Below are 15,185 nucleotides of genomic sequence, written 5' to 3' on the forward strand. Positions count from 1 at the left end.
CCCCCCCCCCCCCCCCCCCCCCCCCCCCCCCCCCCCCCCCCCCCCCCCCCCCCCCCCCCCCCCCCCCCCCCCCGCTACTCACTCGAGGAAAGCTAGCCGGCCACGCCGGCCACCAGGAAGATGACGGCGGCGATGGCGAAGCCCATCACACCAATGAGGGTTTCCATCACGGTCCAGGTTTTCAGCGTGGTCTTGACGTCCATGCCGAAGAAGCGGCCCACCAGCCAGAAGCCGGAGTCGTTGACGTGTGAGACCACCACGGAACCGGCGGCAACAGCCAGGACCATCGCGGCCACCTGCATCCCATTCAGCCCGGCGTCTGCCACCGCAGGAGCAATGAGGCCGGCGGTGGTGGTCAGCGCCACCGTGGCGGAGCCTTGGGCGATACGGAGGATCGAGGAGATCAGGAAGCCGGCCAGGATCAGCGGGATGCCCAGGTTGCCCAGCACGTCGGCCAGGGCCTGGCCAATGCCGGAGGTGCGGAGCACGCCGCCGAACATGCCGCCGGCGCCGGTGATGAGGATGACGGAGCAGACCGGGCCCAGGGAGGACTCGAGCAGCTTTTCGATGGCACCGGAATCCTTGCCGCGCTTGGCACCCAGGACGAACATGGCCACCAGCACGGCGATCAGCAGCGCCACCGGGGTTTCACCGATGGTGCGCAGGATCTGGTACCACTGCTCCTTCTTCACGTCTTCGGACAGCACGCCGGAGGTGGCCAGGGTGTTCAGCCCGGTGTTCATGAAGATCAGGACCAGCGGCAGGAGCAGCAGCCCCACGATGGTGCGGAACCGCGGCGGGTGCGCCTCGGCGTCGGCCGTTGCGTGGCCCAGCAGTTCCGGCACCGGCAGGACCAGCTTCCTGCCGGTGTAGAGGCCGTACAGGTAGGCGGTGACGTACCAGGTGGGGATGGCGACGAGCAGGCCGGCGATGGTCACCAGGCCGACGTTCGCGTCGAAGAACGCGGACGCGGAGACCGGACCCGGGTGCGGCGGCAGGAAGATGTGCATGACGGAGAACGCGCCGGCGGCGGGCAGGCCGTAGCGGAGCACGCCTCCGCCCAAACGGTGCGCGACGGCGAAGACGACGGGCAGCATGACCACCAGGCCGGCGTCGAAGAAGATGGGGAAGCCGAAGATCAGCGAGGCCAGGCCCAGCGCGAACGGGGCCCGCTTTTCACCGAAGACGCCGATGAGGTAGTCGGCGAGCACCTTGGCGCCGCCGCTGGTTTCGACGATCCGGCCGAGCATGGCGCCCAGGCCAACGAGGAGCGCAACGGTGCCAAGCGTGGTGCCGAAGCCGTTGATCAGCACCGGGACCACCTGGTTGGCGGGGATGCCGGTGGCGAAGGCCGTGCCGAGGCTGACCAGGATCAGGGCGATCAGCGCGTGCACACGCAGCTTGATGATGAGGAACAGCAGGACGACGATCGCCGCTGCGGCGATGAGCAGCAGGGGGCCTGCTCCCAGCGTCTGGGTCCATCCTTCGATGGTCATGGTTCTCCTTTGAAACAGAACTGTGTTGGTTGGGGTTTTGGGGTTGAGGGGCTTAGGAAGCGCAGGGCGCCTTGCCCGCCGGAAGGTCCAGGGCCTGCACGACGGCGGCGACCAGCTGCTCCGGTGTCTGCGAGATGTCGAGGCGGAGGCTCCCGGCGTCGAGCTCCTCCTGGCTGAGCGCCTCGAGGGTGGCCAGCTGGCTGGGCAGCAGTGTGGGCGGCATGAAGTGGCCCTCGCGGCCCTGCATGCGCTGCCCGATCAGGTCCGCGCCGCCGTCGAGGTGCAGGAAGATGACGCGCCCCTGGGCTTGGGAGAGCAATTGGCGGTAGCTCTTCTTCAGTGCCGAGCAGGTCAGGACGGTGCTTTCCCCGGCCCGGGCGCGGTCGGTCATCCAGGCCTGGATCTCCTCCAGCCACGGCCAGCGGTCCTCGTCCTGGAGGGGGATGCCCTGGCTCATCTTGTCGATGTTGGCCTGCGGGTGGAATTCGTCCGCCTCCGCGCAGGCCCAGCCGAGCCGCTTGGACAGCGCCGCTGCCAGGGTGGATTTGCCGGACCCGGCAACGCCCATGACCACCAGATGCGTGGCTGGATACTGCATGTCATACCTCCGGAGAAGACGTCTTTGGCTTTCGAAGAAGCTCACTGCGAGCCCGCGGTGAAGTGGGCTACGCCATAAGGTATCACCTTTTTGGCAGATAGATACTATCTTTCCGTGTCACAAGTCATACCTTTCCGTCTTTTTTCGCTATTCTGTAGGGGCGCTGCGGCGCGGAGAGGGGCAAAAAAATGTCGACGGCGACACTGGCGGACGCAGATGATGCGCACGAGGGCGGGGGCTCACCTGCCATGCATGAGCGGGTCCTGGAGGCGGTCGGCATAGCCATCGCCTCGTTTGAACTTGCCCCCGGCAGCCGGCTTACCCTTGAAGGCCTCCAGCAGGAATACGGCATCTCGCGGACCGTTGCCCGCGACACCATGAAGGTCCTCGAGTCGATGAACCTGGTCTACTCCCGCCGGCGCGTGGGTATCGTGGTGCAGGACCCGGCGCTGTGGAACGTGTACGACCCCAAGCTGGTGCGTTGGCGCCTGGCCTCCGAACGCCGCGCGGAGCAGTACAGCAGCCTGACCGAGCTGCGCATCGCCGTCGAACCCATTGCCGCGGCCGGTGCCGCCCGGCGGGCGAGCGCGGCGGAACGTGCACAGCTTGTGGCACTCGCGGCGGAGCTGCGCCGGCTGGGTGAAGCCGGTGACCTGCAGGCGTTCCTGGCGGTGGATATTGAATTCCACCAGCTGCTGCTCCGCAGCTGCGGCAACGAAATGTTCCGGGCGCTGGAGGGCATGGTGGCAGAGGTGCTGACCAGCCGCACCCGGCAGGGGCTGATGCCGTTCAAGCCGCGGGACGAGGCCCTGCAGGCGCACGAGGACGTTGCCGCCGCCGTGGCCGGTGGCGATACGGTGGTGGCTGAACGGGCGATGCACCACATCCTGGATGAGGTGCGCGAGGCGATGGGCCTTCCCGGCTAGGCCGTCGAGGTGTGCCATCGCCTGTGCACTCTTCCCGGACAACGCCATCCTGAGTAGCCTTTCAAAGTAGGGACTCATGCAGTGGGCCCCGCCGCGCCTAGCAGGAAAAGTGTGTGGGGTGGAAGATGGCCATCACCGGACAAACACCAACAGGATCCGTGGCTGCGCCTGCAGTGGTTCCACGGCGCAAAGGGCGCCTGGTGGTCAACTGGATCACCACCACGGACCATAAGACCATCGGGTACCTGTACCTGATCACGTCCTTTATCTTCTTCTGCCTGGGCGGCGTGATGGCGCTGCTGATCCGCGCCGAACTGTTCCAGCCGGGCATGCAGATCCTGCAGACCAAGGAACAGTACAACCAGTTGTTCACCATGCACGGCATTGTCATGCTGCTGATGTTCGCCACCCCGCTGTTTGCCGGGTTCGCGAACGTGATCATGCCGCTGCAGATCGGCGCGCCGGATGTGGCGTTCCCCCGGCTGAACGCGCTGGCGTACTGGTTCTTCCTGTTCGGCTCCACCATCGCGATCTCTGGCTTCATCACCCCGCAGGGTGCGGCGTCGTTTGGCTGGTTCGCGTACGCGCCGCTGTCCGACACTACGTTCAGCCCCGGGATCGGTGGCGACCTGTGGGTCTTTGGCCTGGCGCTGTCCGGTTTCGGCACCATCCTGGGTGCGGTCAACTTCATCACCACCATCATCTGCATGCGCGCCCCCGGCCTGACGATGTGGCGGATGCCGATCTTCACCTGGAACACGCTGGTCACGGCGGTCCTGGTGATCATGGCGTTCCCGCCGCTCGCAGCGGCACTGTTCGCATTGGGTGCGGACCGGAGATTCGGTGCGCACATCTACGATCCGGAAAACGGTGGTGCCATCCTGTGGCAGCACCTGTTCTGGTTCTTCGGCCACCCCGAGGTGTACATCATCGCGCTGCCGTTCTTCGGCATCGTCTCGGAGATCTTCCCGGTCTTCAGCCGGAAACCGATCTTCGGTTACAAGGGCCTGGTGTACGCGACGATCGCCATCGCCGCGCTGTCCATGACGGTATGGGCGCACCACATGTACGTCACCGGATCGGTGCTGCTGCCGTTCTTCGCGTTTATGACCATGCTCATCGCGGTGCCCACCGGTGTGAAGTTCTTCAACTGGATCGGCACGATGTGGCGCGGCTCGCTGACGTTCGAGACGCCCATGCTGTGGAGCATCGGCTTTATGGCTACCTTCCTTTTCGGCGGCCTGACCGGCATCATCCTGGCTTCCCCGCCGCTGGACTTCCACGTCTCCGACTCCTACTTCGTGGTGGCGCACTTCCACTACGTCGTGTTCGGCACGGTGGTGTTCGCGATGTTCGCGGGCTTCTACTTCTGGTGGCCCAAGTTCACAGGGAAGATGCTCAACGAGCGACTGGGAAAGATCCACTTCTGGATGCTGTTCCTGGGTTTCCACGGCACGTTCCTGATCCAGCACTGGCTGGGTGTTGAAGGCATGCCCCGCCGGTACGCCGACTACCTCGTGGAGGACAACTTCACCTGGATGAACCAGTTCTCCACCATCTCCTCCATGCTCCTCGGCGCCTCGCTGATCCCGTTCTTCTGGAACGTCTACATCACCTGGCGCAGCAAGAACACGGTCACGGTGGACGATCCGTGGGGCTTCGGCGCCTCCCTTGAGTGGGCAACATCCTGCCCGCCGCCGCGCCACAACTTCACGTCGCTCCCCCGGATCCGCTCCGAGCGCCCGGCCCTGGACCTGCACCACCCCGAGTTGCGGGTCCGCGAACATGAAACCACGCACAGCGCGGCCGCTGCCGCCCTGGGCGCAGCCGACATCGGCGAGAAGGACGTCCGCAGCCCCCGCCCGGACGAGTGACACGGCGGTTCCTCTCCCGGGCCCTGGGTCAATCGGTTGAGCGGCCCTGGCCCACATAAGCGGTGGTGCGCAGCACCGGTTATGCGGGCCAGGGCCGCTGCTGCGACTCCGGGCAGTCCAAAGGTGGTACTGCCAGTAGGGGGGCAGCAGGAACTCCCATCCCGTTGCCTGTGGCTGGTTGGGTTGAAAGAGCCGGGTTGGTGCCGCTCGCTGCCGCCGTTCCTGCGCTCCCTATGCCGTTTGTGCCGCCGCCGGTGGGTAGCACATACGGGTTAACAAAAAGCAGGGCCTGCCGTAGGCAAGCCCTGCTTCAAAGAGACCTTTAGGTCGCTGAACTCAGGAAATTAGAGAGCAACGATGTTGGTGGCCTGGGGACCCTTGGGGCCCTGCTCGGTGTCGAAGGAAACCTTCTGGTTCTCTTCGAGGGAGCGGAAGCCGGAGGAGTTGATCGCGGAGTAGTGCGCGAAAACGTCCTGCGAGGAGTCGTCCGGGGAGATGAAGCCGAAGCCCTTTTCAGCGTTGAACCACTTGACGGTACCGGTAGCCATAATTTTTGTCCTTCGTGAAGGTGGAGGGATTATCCCGACTTTCGGGCCCTCCGGTGTGGGGTGTTCAAAAAACCGCTACTTCAGAAAGACACGGACTTTCGACCGCGCGTACTGCCTGAACTACCAACTGCATAAACACAACAACGGTTCCAACACTACAGGAGATTGCGGGTGGCTCCTACCACACCATTACCTGCTGCCCGAATCAGCGGGCGATTCTCCTCTTCCTCCCAAGCACAAGCCGTGCAGCCACCGCCGCGACAAGGCCGGCGAGTGTCACGAGCTGCACTTCATCGAAGGACAGCCCGTCGATGTTGGGCTGCAGCTCTTCCTCCGTCGCCCAGCCGAACCAGACCTCGCTGACCAGGATGCCTGAGATCAGGTAGGCGGCGGCCGCGTACAGCCAGAGCCAGCGCGCCACTCCCCTGCCGACGATCAGGTGCGCAAGCAGGCCAAAGACTAAGGACATGCCAGTAAGCAGTGCCAGACCTGTGATTCCCAGGTCCCATTGAGCCACGGCCAGCCACCTCCCAGGGTTGCCATTCTCCTTTTTCAGTCTGACGTGGCTGGGCCGCAGGCCGAAGAGGCAAAGGTCCCCAATGCTCCCCAATGCCCGGACTACCAACAAGTGATGGCGCGCCCCGGGATACACGGCTGTAAGTGATGGCGCGTCCCGGGATACACGGCTGTAAGTGATGGCGCGCCCCGGGAAGCCCGGCCGTAAGTGATAGGGCGTCGGGGGCGTTACTAGAGGGAGGCGCCGCCGCAGATGACGTAGTTCTGGCCGGTGATCGACTTGCCGTGCGGGCCCAGGAGGAACGCGGCCAGGGCGGCCACGTCCTCCGGGTCCACCAGGGCACCCAAGGCTGGCAGCTTCACCGGGGTGGCGGCGCGGCCGGGGTCGTTCAGCATCGGGGTGTCGGTCGGTCCCGGGGAGAGCACGTTCACCGTGATCCCGCGCGGTGCCAGCTCCTGCGCCCACGTCCGCCCCAGCCCCATCAGGGCGGCCTTCGTCGCTGCGTAGTGGCTCTTGCCCGGCATCCCCGTGGAGGTGCGGCTGCCCAGCAGGACGATCCGGCCGCCGTCGGGCATGGTGGGCACCAGCGCGTTGGCCAGCACGGACGCCGCCGCCACGTGGACAGTGAACATGCCGGATAACGCGGACGGGTCAAGGGACCCCAGGTGGGCAGTCCGCTGGAAGCCCGCGGCGTGCACCAGGGCATCCGTCGGCTCGAGCGAAGAGACCAGTGCAGCCAGGGACTCCGGCTGTGACAGGTCGGCCTGCAGCCACTGGAACTTCCCCTCCAGAGAGGACTCGGTGCGGCTCAGCCCGGTGACCTTCCAGCCGTCGGCCAGCAGCTTCGAGGCGATCGCCTTGCCGATGCCCGAGCTGGTGCCGGTGACCACCGCGTGCTTGGTCATGCGTCCCCGCCGGGAGTGGTGGTTCCCTCGTAGGCCCACTGCGGGTCAACCCGGACGAACTTGATGGCCTGCCGGAAATAGGTGTAGGCGATGTTCAGCGCGCCGTCCGGGCCCTGGTGGATGGACGGGTAGGAGTATTCGCGGTTGAGCCCGTCACGGGAGTTGTTGGACAGGCAGTACCCGTCCCCCACGTCCAGGTTCCGGCGGATGGGCCAGGTCCGGCCGGAGTCCTCGGAGATGGCCAGGGTCATCGGCGAGCGCGGCGTGCCCCAGAAGGCGCGCTTGACGCCGTCGTCCTCGGAGAAAGCCGAGGCGTCCGGCTCGGCGACGCCCTGCTCCTCCGCCAGGCCGTCGTCGTCGATCTCGTCGTAGAGCGAGAGGCGGCGTTCGGTGCCCTCCCCCGCCCGGCTGTGGTTGTACACCAGGGCCAGGCGGCCGTCGGCGAGGGCCACAAACTGGATGGAGGAGTTGTTGTTGGGCAGCCCGGTGGGGACGGGCTCGCTCCAAGTTGAGCCGTCGTCGGTGGAGCGGGATTCGTAGATCGAGTCGGCCCAGCGGCTGCGGAACAGGGCCAGCAGGGAGCCGTCGGCCACGGGCTGGATGTTCATGTGGACGCAGCCCAGGCTGCCGGGCAGGACGTGCTCGGTCCAGGTAGCACCGCCGTCGTCAGAGATCATCACGGCGCTGTCGTCGCTGTTGCCGACCCATTTCTCCCCCGGGGTGGTGATGCAGCGGAAAATCGGGATGATCAGCCGGCCGGACGGCAGGGCAACCGGCAGCTGGCGGACGAACACGCCGCCGGTTTCGTTCGCGGGAAACAGCGTCTCCACGTCGCCCCAGGTACGGCCGCTGTCAGTGGAAATGCGACGGCGGACCTCGGCCGTGTCCTGGTTGCCCGCCTTCTGCGCGGTATAGAGAAGCCAGAGGGTGCCGTCAATGTTCGTGAACAGGATGGGGTTCTGCTCGGAGCGGGTGGAGTCGTCCGAAAGCTGCTCCGGTGATGACCACTGGCTGCTGCCCGGTTCCAGGGCGGAGAACCAGATGGAGATGTCCGGCACGCCTTCCTGGGTGCCGCCGAACCAGACGCAGCCCAGCCGGCCGTCCGGGAGGGTGAGCAGGTTGGCGGCGTGGCTCTGCACGGTGGGTGCGGGCAGGTAGGCGAAGTCGGCGCCGTCGGCCTTCTTCACTGCCCCGTCCGGGGTGATGGTGCTGTACTCGTCGGTGGTGGTGTTCGTCATCGGATTAGTCCTTGGAAGTAGCGGGAGCCGTAGCGGCGTCGAGGTGGGACTTGGCGATCTGTTCCAGGTGCGTCAGGTCCGAGGCGATGGTGGTGAACGTGTAGCCCTGCTTCAGGCGCTGGTGGGCCACGGTCCCGGCGGGGGTGTGGATGCCGGCGGCGATCCCCGCGGAGGCGGCGGCCTCGGCGATGGTCTCCAGCGCGGCATTGAACTCGGCCTCCACCTGCGGGTCGCCGGGGAACGCCCCACCCACGGCGATGGACAGGTCAGAGGGCCCGACATAGATGCCGTCCAGGCCCGGGGTGGCGCAGATTTCCTTGACGTTGGCCAGGCCTTCCGGGGTCTCGATCATCGCGAACACCAGGGTGGTCCCGTTGGCGTCGGCCGGCTTCGGGCCGATCCGCAGGGCCGACCGCATGGGGCCGTAGGAGCGGCCGCCCATCGGCGGGTACTTTGCGGCCGCCACGGCCGCGGCGGCGTCGTCGGCGTTGTTGATCAGCGGGACGATGACGCCGACGGCCCCGGCGTCGAGCGCCTTGCCGATCGCGGTGAAGTCGTTGGCCTCCACCCGGACCATGCCGACGGCGGTGTGCCCAGCGTCGATGGCCATCAGCCCGTTGAGCACGCCCGAGTACCCGAGCAGGCCGTGCTGGGCGTCCAATGCGACGTAGTCGTAGCCCAGGCGGCCGATGCGTTCGGTGGCCACAGGCGCGTCCAGCACCGCCCAGTAGCCCACCGCCTGCTCACGGGCGCGGATCTTGCGGGCGAATTCTTGGGCCAGTTCGGAGGTCATCGGAGTCCTTCAGTTCGTCGGTTCAGTAAGAGAAATCAGCGGTTGTAGGCGGGCATCGGGCCGCGCAGCGAGGTGCCCACGGCGTCGCAGGCGTCCACGACGTCGGCCGGCAGCGGTCCGTTGGCCACGGCGGCGATGTTGGCGCGCAGCTGCTCCACCTTGGACCCGCCCAGCAGCATGGACCCAACCCCGTCCCGGTAGGCGAGCCAGCGGAGGGACAGCTCGGCCAGCGGGATGCCGGCGTCGGAGGCGATCCGGGACAGTTCGCCAATGGCGTCGAACAGCTGCTTGTCCCAGTACCGCTGCGTGTACATGGCGGCGAGCTTGGAGTCGCCGTAGCGGCCCTCGGTGGGCTTGGCGTCGAAGCTGTGCTTGCCGGTGAGCAGCCCGCCGCCCAGTGGGTTGTAGACCATGGTGTGCACGTTGTGGGTGGCGGAGAACTCGAGGTATTCCTCCTCGAGCCGGCGGGCGACCAGGTTGTAGAGCTGCTGTGCGACGACGGGCTGCGGCGCCCCGACTTCACGCGCCGTGTGGATGACGTCGGCAATCTGCCAGGCGGCGAAGTTGGAGACGCCCAGCGCACCGATCTTCCCCTCGGCTTTCAGCTCGGCAACCGTGGACAGCGTCGAGGCAAGGGGCGTGGCCCGGTCCGGCTGGTGCAGGTAGAACAGGTCGATGCTATCCACGTTCAGGCGGCGGAGGCTGCCTTCGACGCTGGCACGCAACCCAACCGCTGAAAGCGGTGCATTGGAGCCGTGGTCCGCGTGCGGCATGCCGGCCTTGGAAGCCAGGATGACGCCGTCGCGCTTTCCCTTCAGGAGGCGGGCCAGCATCTCCTCGGTGACCCCGCCGACGTAGGCGTTGGCGGTGTCGATGGTGGTGATGCCGGCGTCGAGTGCTTCCTCAACCATGCGCCCGGCTGTGGCTTCGTCGGCGGTGTCGCCGAACGTCATGGTGCCCAGGACCAGCCGGGAGATGGGAAGTTTCAGGCCGTCCACCTGGGAGCCTTCGGGCTGCGTGCTCATGTGTTGATTCCTCGTGGTTGCGTTGCGAAAGAGTTCTACTGGTTTGCCAGGGCCAGGGAGCGGACCACGTGCCGCGGCTTCAGCCCGGTCATGGTCGAGGGGTCCAGGGCGGCGCGGCGGAGCTTGCGGGTGTAATCCTCCTTGGGGGTGGTCAGGACGGACTCCGTAGTGCCAAGTTCCACCAGCTTGCCGCGCTGCATCACCATGACGGTATCGCTGATCTCCTGCACCACGCCCAGGTTGTGCGAGATGAACACGTAGGTGATGCCGGTTTCGTCCTGGATGGACTTCAGCAGCCGCAGCACCTGGGCCTGCACGGAGACGTCCAGGGCGCTGGTGGCCTCGTCGCAGACCAGCAGTTCCGGCTTGGACGCGAGCGCCCGGGCGATGCCGATGCGCTGGCGCTGGCCGCCGGAGAATTCGGCGGGCCGCTTCTCGAGGGACCGGACGGGCAGGCCCACCTGGTCGATCAGCTCGGCCGCCGCCGCATGCCGTTCGGCCTTGGACCGCATGCCCTGCAGCTTCAGCGGTTCGGCCACGATTTCCTGCGCGGTCATGTGCGGGTCCAGCGAGCCGTACGGGTCCTGGAACACCATCTGGAACTTGGAGCGCAGCGGCCGGAGCTTGGCCTCGCTCATGGCCGCGATGTCGGTGCCGTCAAGGCTGATGCTCCCGCTCGTGGGGGTGACCAGCCGCATGAGTGCCTTGGCCACGGTGGACTTGCCGCAGCCGGATTCGCCCACGACGGCGATCGTCTTGCCTTTGTCCACGGAGAAGGAGACGTCGTCCACGGCCCGGAAGGTGCCGCCGGGCACGTGGTAGTCCACCACCAGGTTGTCGACGGCGAGGAACGGCTTCGTCATGGCTTTGCTCCGGTCTGGGTGAGGGCTGGGTCAGGGATGGCGGCGGACGAGCCGCCGCCAGCGGCGGCGTGCCGGGCAGAAGGTGCGGCGGGCGTTTCGTCCCACTCCCCCAGCACCGGCACGGCGGCCAGCAGGCTCTGCGTGTACTCGGTGGCGGGGTGGTCCACAATCTGCTGGACCTCGCCGGACTCCACGAAGGAGCCGTCCTTCATCACGTGGATCCTGTCCGAGATGAGCCGGGCGACGCCGAGGTCGTGGGTGATCATCAGGATGCCGATGCCGCGCTGTTCCTGCAGTTCCAGCAGCAGGTCCAGGATGCCGGCCTGCACCGTGACGTCCAGGGCGGAGGTCGGCTCGTCCGCCACCAGCAGTTGCGGCTCGGACGCCAGGGCGATCGCGATGAGCACGCGCTGCAGCATGCCGCCGGAGAGCTGGTGCGGGTACTTCTTCAGCTGCTTCTCCGGCGTCGGGATGTGCACCTGCTCCAGCAGCCGCACGGCCCGGGCCTGCAGCGCGCCCTTGTCCTTGGCGGACGCGGCGCCGGCGATCCGGATGGCCTCGAACAGCTGGCTGCCGATGGAATGGACGGGGCTCAGCGCCGTCATCGGGTCCTGCGGGATGAGGGCGAGGGTCTTGCCGCGCACCTTGTTGATGGCCTTGGGGTCGGCGGAGATGTCAACGCCGTCAATCACCACGGTGCCGGACAGGACCGCCAGGTCCTCGGGCAGCAGGCGGAGGATGCCCATCGCCGTCGTCGACTTGCCGGAACCGGACTCGCCGATGATGGTGACCGTCTCGCCGCGGTGGATGCTGAAGCTGACGGAGTCCACGGCGCGGATGATGGCGGTGTCCGTGATGAGCTCCACCTGGAAGTCGCGGACCTCCAGCAGCGGCTGTTCTGTAAACGTAGCCATGATCAGGCACCCTTCTTCTTGCGGCGGGGACGGTCGCGCAGGCCGTCGCCCAGCAGGTTGACGCCCACCACCATGAGCACGATCACCAGGCCGGGCAGGGTGACCATCCACCAGGAGGTGGTGATGTAGTCCTGGCCGTCGGAGATGATCCGGCCCCAGGTGGCGAAGGGCCGCTGCGGGCCGGCACCCAGGAAGGACAGCGCGGATTCGAGCAGCACGGCCTGGGCCAGCAGGAGCAGCACCACCAGGGTCGCCTGCTTGATGACGTTGGGGATGATGTGCTGGAGCAGGATCTGGATCTTGTGCAGGCCCAGGATCCGGGCGGCGGAGACGTACGGCTTTTCGCGTTCCACCAGCACCATGGAGCGGGTGAGGCGGGCGACTTCCGGCCATTGGGCGATGGCGATCACGAACGTGATGACCGGGATGGACGGACCGAACAGGGCCACCACCAGCAGCAGCATCATCAGCAGCGGCAGGGACATCTGGGCTTCGAGGAGGCGGGAGACGATGGTGTCCACCCAGCCGCCGTAGTAGCCGGCGGCCGCGCCGAGGATCACGCCGATGGCGCCTGAGACCAGGACGGCCAGCAGGCCGATGGTCAGCGAGACCTGGCCGCCGTGCAGCACACGGGAGAGCAGGTCGCGGCCCAGCTGGTCGGTGCCGAACAGGTGCCCGTCCGTCAGCGGCGGCAGGCGCCGGGCACCGAGGTCCTGGAAGTTCGCATCCGGCAGCGGGAGCACCTGGGCCAGGATGATCGGGATGATCACAGCCAGGGTACAGATGGTGCCGATGATGAGCTTCCACTGGGCTGATTTACGACGGCGGGTGGCCCCTGCCCGGGCGATGTCCGCCTTGGTGACGGCGCTGGGGCTGGGCTGCCGGGCCGGGGCCTGTGACGAACCTCCGGTAGGCGTTGCGGTGTCGAGGCTCATGCTGTTGCCGCCTTTCCAAGACGAACGCGGGGATCAAGGAGCGGGTAGGCGAGGTCGATGAGCAGCTGGACAGCCACGGCCAGCAGCGCGGTGATGAGGACCGTTGCCTGGATGAGGGGGTAGTCGCGGGTTTCGAGGGCCCGCACGATCAGGGAGCCGACGCCGGGCCAGGCAAACACGACCTCGACGACGACCACGCCGTTGAGCATCGCGGCGAACCGGGTGCCCAGGGCAGTGAAGACGGGGATGGCGGAGTTGCCCATGGCGTAGCGCCAGGTGAGCGCGGAGTTGGTGACGCCGCGGGAGCGGGCCACCGTGAGGTACGGGGCCGCCAGGTTGTTGGTCATTTCGCGGCGGACCATGCGGGAGATCAGGGCGATCTGCAGGATGGCGATGGTGACGGTGGGGAGGACCAGCCCGCCCCAGGTGGCGAACCCGGAGGCCGGGAACAGCGGGATCAGCACGGCGAAGCCGGTGAGGAGCATGATGCCGGTCCAGAAGTCGGGCATGGACTGCCCGGCGATGGTGAGCACGTTGACGCCGAACTCGCGGCCGGTGTCCGGGCGGCGGGACATCCACACACCCAGCGGGATGGCGACGACGGCGGTCAGCAGGATTGCCGACGTCGCCAGGGTCAGGGTGTACGGCATCCGTTCGAAGACCACCTGCATGGCGGGGGCCTGGAACGAGTACGACTGGCCCAGGTTGCCGGTGACCAGCTGCTGGATGAAGATCCAGTACTGCTCCAGGACGGGCTTGTCCAGGCCGAACTGCTGCCGGACTGCTTCGAGCTGTTCGTTGGTGGCCAGGGGGCCGGCGTAGGACACGGCGGGATCGCCGGGGGCCATGCGGATCAGGATGAACACTGTGGACACCGTGAGGAACACGGTCAGCAGGCCCTGGCCCACGCGCTTGAGGATGTAGTTCGTCATGGCTTAGGCCTCCAGCCGGACATCAACGAGGGGGTAGGAGTTGGTGGGTGCCAGGTTGATGTTGGACACCCGCTCCCGGTGGGCGAGGACGGACTTCGGGACGAAGGCCCAGGCGCAGGGCCAGGTGTCCCAGACCGCCTGCTGGGCCTCGTTCAGCAGTTCGGTCCTGCGGGCCGGGTCCGCTTCGGAGGAGGCGGCCTGGATCTTGGCGGTGACCTCCGGGATCACGTAGCCCTGGTAGGTGTCGCGGGTGGCTTCCTTCTCCGGGGTGCCGGAGTACATGCCCTGCAGCATGGTGATGGCCAGGCCGGTGGGGCTGGGGTAGCCGTTGCCCAGCAAGTCCCAGTCGCCCTGCTTGCCCTGGCGCCAGGCCAGGATGTTGCCACCGGGTTCGAACTGCTGCAGCTCGGCCTTGACGCCGATCTTGCCGAACATTTCCACCAGGGCTTCCATCACGGAGGTGTCCGAGGCGAACTCGCCGGTTTCCCAGATGATCTTCAGGGTCAGGTCCTTGACGCCGAGCTCGGCGAGGGTGGCCTTGGCCTTTTCGGGGTCGTAGACGTATTCGCCGGTCTTGTAGTAGCCGGTGAGGCTGGACGGGGTGACGCCCTCGGCCTGGGTGACGGAGTCCACCAGCACGTCGCGGACCAGGGATTCGCCGTCGATGGCCATACTGAGGGCCTGCCGGACCCGCGGGTCGGCCAGGGGGTGGCCGGCGGGCTTGCGGAAGTTGAAGAAGATCTGGTTCAGGCGCAGGCTGGACGCTTCCTGGAGCTTGACGCCGGGCAGGCCGGCCAGCTGTTCACGGGAGTCCGGGGTGATGGAGTCGATGACGTCCACCTCCCCGCTGCGCAGGGCGATGACGCGGCTGGATTCCTCGGGCAGGAACCGGACTTCCACGTTCTCGATGGCGGGGGCCGGTCCCCAGTAGTTCTTGTTGCGTTCCAGGCTGTAGGTGCCGGCGCCGCGGTTGAACTTGGTGACCACGTAGGGGCCGGTGCCGAGGCCTTCCTGCAGTTCCTCCGGCTTGTTCTGCGCGGCCGGCGTAATCAGGATCATGCTCATGAGGCTGTCCAGGATGGGGATGGACTTCTTGGACACCATCTTGAACGTGCGGTCGTCCACCGGAACCACTTCGGGGAACTCGGGGAAGAAGCCGGCTACGAAGGAGCCCTGCACCTGCTGGTACATCTTCAGCGCGGTGGAGACGTCCTCCACGGTGACCGGGCTGTTGTCCGAGTAGCGGATATCGTCGCGGAGCTTGACGGTCCATTCGGTGGGGCCGGTCATCTCGAAGCGTTCTGCCAGGACCAGCACGGGTTTGGTTTCGGGGCCGATGGCGGTGAGGCCCTGGCGGACGGAGCGCTGCACGGTGACGGCGGCGTCGAACTGGTTGAGCTTGTTGTCCAGGCTCACCAGGGAGCGGTTGAGGGCCAGGGTCAGGGTGCTGGGGCCCGGTAGGCCGGTGGGGCCTGCGCAGCCGGCCAGGCTGCCGGTGCCCAGCAAGAACCCGGCGGCCGCGCCGAACTGCAGCAGGCGGCGGCGGGAAATCTCACTTCCTTGAGGAAGAACGGTCATCGTTGACCTCTCGGTAGGTTGGGGACGGCGGGCGGAGTGGCGG

General features: G+C 66.8%; 15 protein-coding genes. 2 read left to right on the forward strand and 13 right to left on the reverse strand.

Going from position 1 to position 15,185, the window contains the following annotated elements; translation table 11 throughout:
* Positions 1–92 precede the first annotated feature (92 nt).
* On the reverse strand, positions 93–1,496 hold the full coding sequence (locus tag ACYQ1Z_RS19830; RefSeq protein ID WP_459794261.1) for a GntP family permease: 1,404 nt from the start codon (positions 1,494–1,496) through the stop codon (positions 93–95).
* A gap of 52 nt (positions 1,497–1,548) precedes the next feature.
* Positions 1,549–2,094, reverse strand: coding sequence for a gluconokinase (locus tag ACYQ1Z_RS19835; protein WP_459794262.1), 546 nt, complete (start codon positions 2,092–2,094; stop codon positions 1,549–1,551).
* Positions 2,095–2,282: 188 nt separating this feature from the next.
* Between ACYQ1Z_RS19835 and ACYQ1Z_RS19840 the strand changes: the two genes are divergently transcribed.
* Together ACYQ1Z_RS19840 and ctaD are read left to right on the forward strand one after the other, a co-directional pair.
* Entirely contained in the window at positions 2,283–3,020 is a 738-nt protein-coding gene (locus ACYQ1Z_RS19840) for a FadR/GntR family transcriptional regulator (protein ID WP_459794263.1), read from the forward strand.
* 125 nt (positions 3,021–3,145) lie between these two features.
* Positions 3,146–4,894 (forward strand): aa3-type cytochrome oxidase subunit I, encoded by a 1,749-nt coding sequence (ctaD, locus tag ACYQ1Z_RS19845; RefSeq protein WP_459794288.1) that lies wholly within the window; start codon positions 3,146–3,148, stop codon positions 4,892–4,894.
* A gap of 344 nt (positions 4,895–5,238) precedes the next feature.
* On the opposite strand, the gene ACYQ1Z_RS19850 is transcribed toward ctaD, so the two are convergent.
* The 11 genes from ACYQ1Z_RS19850 to ACYQ1Z_RS19900 form a co-directional block, all read right to left on the reverse strand.
* Positions 5,239–5,442: a cold-shock protein gene (locus tag ACYQ1Z_RS19850; RefSeq protein ID WP_459794264.1), complete on the reverse strand. Its 204-nt coding sequence runs from the start codon at positions 5,440–5,442 to the stop codon at positions 5,239–5,241.
* A 205-nt stretch (positions 5,443–5,647) separates the two neighbouring features.
* Positions 5,648–5,911, reverse strand: a complete 264-nt coding sequence (locus ACYQ1Z_RS19855; protein ID WP_459794265.1) for a hypothetical protein — start codon at positions 5,909–5,911, stop codon at positions 5,648–5,650.
* 278 nt (positions 5,912–6,189) lie between these two features.
* On the reverse strand, positions 6,190–6,864 hold the full coding sequence (locus ACYQ1Z_RS19860) for an SDR family NAD(P)-dependent oxidoreductase (protein WP_459794266.1): 675 nt from the start codon (positions 6,862–6,864) through the stop codon (positions 6,190–6,192).
* Positions 6,861–8,102, reverse strand: a complete 1,242-nt coding sequence (locus ACYQ1Z_RS19865; protein WP_459794267.1) for a sialidase family protein — start codon at positions 8,100–8,102, stop codon at positions 6,861–6,863. The genes ACYQ1Z_RS19860 and ACYQ1Z_RS19865 overlap by 4 nt, the downstream gene beginning before the upstream one ends.
* Positions 8,103–8,106: 4 nt before the next feature.
* On the reverse strand, positions 8,107–8,895 hold the full coding sequence (locus ACYQ1Z_RS19870; protein ID WP_459794268.1) for an HpcH/HpaI aldolase family protein: 789 nt from the start codon (positions 8,893–8,895) through the stop codon (positions 8,107–8,109).
* Between the two features lie 35 nt (positions 8,896–8,930).
* Positions 8,931–9,920 (reverse strand): aldo/keto reductase, encoded by a 990-nt coding sequence (locus tag ACYQ1Z_RS19875; RefSeq protein ID WP_459794269.1) that lies wholly within the window; start codon positions 9,918–9,920, stop codon positions 8,931–8,933.
* Positions 9,921–9,955: 35 nt separating this feature from the next.
* Entirely contained in the window at positions 9,956–10,783 is an 828-nt protein-coding gene (locus ACYQ1Z_RS19880) for an ATP-binding cassette domain-containing protein (protein WP_459794270.1), read from the reverse strand.
* Positions 10,780–11,697 carry an ABC transporter ATP-binding protein gene (locus ACYQ1Z_RS19885; RefSeq protein WP_459794271.1) on the reverse strand — a complete coding sequence of 306 codons (918 nt, stop codon included), beginning with the start codon at positions 11,695–11,697 and terminating at the stop codon, positions 10,780–10,782. Before ACYQ1Z_RS19885 ends, ACYQ1Z_RS19880 begins: the two co-directional genes overlap by 4 nt.
* Positions 11,698–11,699: 2 nt before the next feature.
* Entirely contained in the window at positions 11,700–12,632 is a 933-nt protein-coding gene (locus ACYQ1Z_RS19890; protein WP_459794272.1) for an ABC transporter permease, read from the reverse strand.
* Positions 12,629–13,564 carry an ABC transporter permease gene (locus ACYQ1Z_RS19895; RefSeq protein WP_459794273.1) on the reverse strand — a complete coding sequence of 312 codons (936 nt, stop codon included), beginning with the start codon at positions 13,562–13,564 and terminating at the stop codon, positions 12,629–12,631. Before ACYQ1Z_RS19895 ends, ACYQ1Z_RS19890 begins: the two co-directional genes overlap by 4 nt.
* 3 nt (positions 13,565–13,567) lie before the next feature.
* Positions 13,568–15,142, reverse strand: a complete 1,575-nt coding sequence (locus tag ACYQ1Z_RS19900; RefSeq protein WP_459794274.1) for an ABC transporter substrate-binding protein — start codon at positions 15,140–15,142, stop codon at positions 13,568–13,570.
* Between the last annotated feature and the right edge of the window lie 43 nt (positions 15,143–15,185).

The organism is Arthrobacter sp. AD-310, from assembly GCF_054656615.1.